This is a genomic window from Novosphingobium sp. (assembly GCF_036820275.1).
GTDB lineage: Bacteria > Pseudomonadota > Alphaproteobacteria > Sphingomonadales > Sphingomonadaceae > Novosphingobium.
This window is the reverse complement of record NZ_DAISLT010000023.1, coordinates 55,053-58,657: the sequence shown is the minus strand read 5'-3', so window position 1 is coordinate 58,657 and position 3,605 is coordinate 55,053. Positions and strand designations below refer to the sequence as shown.

At 66.0% G+C, this 3,605-nt stretch carries 3 protein-coding genes and 1 pseudogene; 2 read left to right on the top strand and 2 right to left on the bottom strand.

The window, feature by feature from the left end; genetic code table 11:
• Positions 1–181: 181 nt before the first annotated feature.
• Positions 182–1,540 carry a putative O-glycosylation ligase, exosortase A system-associated gene (locus V7066_RS17540; RefSeq protein WP_334184272.1) on the bottom strand — a complete coding sequence of 453 codons (1,359 nt, stop codon included), beginning with the start codon at positions 1,538–1,540 and terminating at the stop codon, positions 182–184.
• Positions 1,533–1,736: a hypothetical protein gene (locus V7066_RS17535; protein WP_334184271.1), complete on the bottom strand. Its 204-nt coding sequence runs from the start codon at positions 1,734–1,736 to the stop codon at positions 1,533–1,535. The genes V7066_RS17540 and V7066_RS17535 overlap by 8 nt, the downstream gene beginning before the upstream one ends.
• Before the next feature lie 65 nt (positions 1,737–1,801).
• On the opposite strand from V7066_RS17535, the gene V7066_RS17530 reads away from it, so the two are divergent.
• Both V7066_RS17530 and V7066_RS17525 read left to right on the top strand, forming a co-directional pair.
• Complete coding sequence (locus tag V7066_RS17530; protein WP_334184270.1) at positions 1,802–3,043, top strand: TIGR04063 family PEP-CTERM/XrtA system glycosyltransferase; 1,242 nt, start codon at positions 1,802–1,804, stop codon at positions 3,041–3,043.
• Positions 3,044–3,083: 40 nt separating this feature from the next.
• Positions 3,084–3,605: pseudogene (locus V7066_RS17525) on the top strand (hypothetical protein); the annotation flags it as partial.

Here is a 3,605-nt window from a genome sequence, read left to right as displayed (position 1 = left end):
ATCCCCAGCCGGAACGGATATTTCCTTGTATTAACCATAGGACGAATGAAGGTTAAAGGTTAATTTGCCGTAAACACGATTGCCCGTGATTTTTCAGGACCATAGGGAATCCGCGTCTGTTAGGAATATTTCTCCCTGAACAATGCTTCCAGACCTTAAAAAGTTTGGCCTTGATCGTCCCTCAGGCCATGCCGACCACCGGCCGGCTCGTCCGAATCGGGACTTGTACCTGCCGCACGTCGATTCGCTTGAGGTAGCTCCAAAGGCCGCATTGCAGGCCGATCAGCATCAGGATGAACGGCTGGAAGGCGATGCCCACGAAGAGCGAACCGATCAGATAGACCACTTGCGCCAGTTGCAGCGCCACGGCCAGCGGCGCCACCCAGGCCTCGTCCGGCCCGGTGCGCCGCTTCCAGCGGCGACGGATCTGCTCCATCTGCACCAGCCCCGTCAGCTGGAGCAGTATCCAGAGGCCGAAGCCCGGGAAGCCCTGCTCGCCCAGCATCTCGAAGTAGCTCGAATGGAAGGCCCGGCCTTCTTCCACGACATGGGTGCGCCGGATTTCGGTGCTGCCGTCCACGGTGACCTTGGCGACCGTATCGTACTCGACCCGGCTGGACTGGTTGACCACGAAGCCGCCGCCCATCGGGTGCTCCTTCACGTAGCCCCAGGTCCATTTCCAGACCCCAAGGCGCGTGCTGGCGGACTGGTCGGCCTCGTGATTCTCGATGGTGCCCATCCGCGCGAGGAAGGCCTGCGGCAGAAACGGCACCGCGACCATGACCGCCAGCGCCATGCCGCCCGCGATCAGCACCTTGTGCCGCGCGGTTCGCAGATAGAACAGGCACAGCACGCCCAGACACACCAGCCCGGTGCGCGCCTGCGTCCCCACCGGGATCAGCGAACAGGCGAAGATCAGCGCGGCGGCGAAGAGGTAAACCCGCCAGTCCGCCGGAAATACCGTGCCGTATTTCACCAGCCAGAGCACGATCGGAATGATCGAGATCGCCACGGCAGAGAGGATCGAGCCTTCATAGAGGCCGGTGTTGTTCTCCACGAAGATCCGCAAGGTGCCATAGCCGCCGCCGCCGCCTGCGGTCTTGAGGCCGCCGTCGATGATGAGCGCGCTCGCCGCCAGCACCATGACGAGCGCCACCGCCTCGATCCTCAGCCGGGTGCGCAAGGTGAAAGGCAGGAAGATCGCGAAAACCAGCGCTTTCCACACCCAGGCCCATTTCTCTGCGGCCGCGGCCGGATAGACCGCCGCCCAGGTGGTATAGCCGCAATAGAGCAGCAGCGCCGCAAGGATGCCCTGCCGCAGGGTGAAGCGCGAATCGCGCTTGTCGTCGAGCGCCAGCCAGCCGAGGAACGCGGCGGCGAAAGCCATGAGCGAGATCGGCAGGTGGGACAGGATGCCCCAGGATATGATCTGCGGGCTGACGATATCGACATAGAGATAGCACAGCACCCAGAGGAACGGGCGCCGGAAGCCGATCAGCAGGAAGCAGGCAACGAAGCCGGTCAGCGCAAGGTCAAGCATCGCCATTCCCCTTGCCGGGCCAGCGCATCTCGCGCCTCGCCCGGCCGGGTTTCACGGCGCCTTGCTTCGAGGCCCTGCTCTCGGGTGCAGACTCTTCCCGCCGCGTCTCGACATCGAGGTCCGGCCGCAGCAGCAGCCGCCAAGCGGCCAGCGCCAGCAGTCCGTGACTCACGGCAAGGGCAAGGATGTCGACCATCGCGCCGGACCTACCAGCGCCGGGTTGACGCGGCGTTAAGCCTTGCAGACATAGGATTCCGTCCCATGACCCGTGTCCTCCACGTCCTCGACCATTCGCTGCCGATGCACAGCGGCTATACCTTCCGGACCCGCGCGATCCTGAAGGCGCAGAAAGCCATGGGCTTCGAAGTCCGCGGCATTACCGGGATACGCCACAAGGCGGAAGGCCCGGCAGTGGAGGAAGCGGACGGCCTGCTGTTCCACCGCACCGAAGGGAGTGTCAGCGGCCCGGTGGGCCTGCGCGAATGGCGCGAGATCGGGCTGTTCGCCGAATCGATCGACCGGCTGGTGCGGGAATGGCGGCCCGACGTGCTCCATGCCCATTCGCCCTCGCTCTGCGGCGCGGCGGCGGCGCGCGTCGCCCGCCGCCATGGCATTCCGCTGGTCTATGAAATCCGCGCCTTCTGGGAAGATGCCGCGGTCGGCAACGGCACCGGCACCGAAGGCTCGCTCAAGTACCGACTCACGCGGGCACTGGAAAACCGCGTCGTCGCCCGCGCCGATGCGGTGGTGACGATCTGCGACGGGCTGCGCAGCGACTTGATCGCGCGCGGCGTTGCGGCGGACAAGATCTCGAAGATGCCCAACGGCGTCGATCTCGGCCTCTTCGGCACCCCGCCCGCGCGCGATCCGGCACTGGCCCGCGAACTCGGCTTCGAAACAGACGGAATCGCGCACCCGGTCATCGGCTTCATCGGCAGCTTCTACGATTACGAGGGCCTCGACGACCTGATCGCCGCCATGCCCCTGCTGCTGGAACGCCAGCCCCGGGCGCGGCTGCTGCTGGTCGGCGGCGGCCCGCGTGAAGAGGCCCTGCGCGCCCAGGCCCAGGCCTCCCCGGCCGCCGAGGCGATCCGCTTCATCGGCCGCGTGCCGCACCACGAAGTCGAACGCTATTACGCTTTGGCCGACGTCATGGCCTATCCACGCAAGAAGAGCCGGTTGACCGACCTGGTGACACCGCTCAAGCCGCTGGAAGCGATGGCGCAAGGCAAGCTGGTCGCCGCCAGCGACGTCGGCGGGCACCGCGAACTCGTGACTCACGGAACAACGGGCACGCTGTTCACGCCCGACGATCCCGCCGCCTGTGCCACCGCGCTTGCGGACTTGCTGGAAGCGCGCGAATCGTGGGAAGCCTATCGCGAAGCGGGCCGCCGCCATGTGCGCGAACGGCACGACTGGGCGGTCAATGCCCGGCATTATCGAGACGTTTACCAAATGGTGGCACCTCTCGAAGCACGAAAAAGACTGGAAACCGCTGCCTGACCTGGCGAATTTCCAAACTGCGGAACTCAGAACGGGGTTAATGAACGTGGCGAAACCAGAGAGCAGGCCAGAGGGCAAGAAAGCCCAACCGATCAGCCGCCACCCGCTGTTCCCGGCGATCGTCGCCTTGTGGTTCGCGGCGCTGTTCGGGCTCGGATCGCTCATGGTCAGCCCGGCGCTGATCGAGCGGATCGTCTCGGCCACGGGCCTTGCCAAGGTCCTGCCGATGGCCGCGCCGCCGCTCGGCGCCACGGCCCGCATCCTCTTCGCGCTCGCGCTTACAGGCCTGGGCGGGCTGGTCGGCCTCGTCGCTGGACGTCGTGTCGCCCAGACTGCCGAGGACGCTCCCGCGCGCATGCCCTTCACCGGCCTCGAAGCTGAGGAAGCCGCGTCTAAGCCGGAAAGCGATTCGGTAGCAGAAGCCACCGACGAGAGCGTTTCTCCCGTCCTGTCGCACCCTCTGCCCCGTCGGCGCCGTGCTCTCGCGCTCCTCGCCGAGGACGTGCCGCCACTGGACGAACCGGAAGCGGCCGCCCCTGAAGCGGAGCAGCCGCCGATCCTC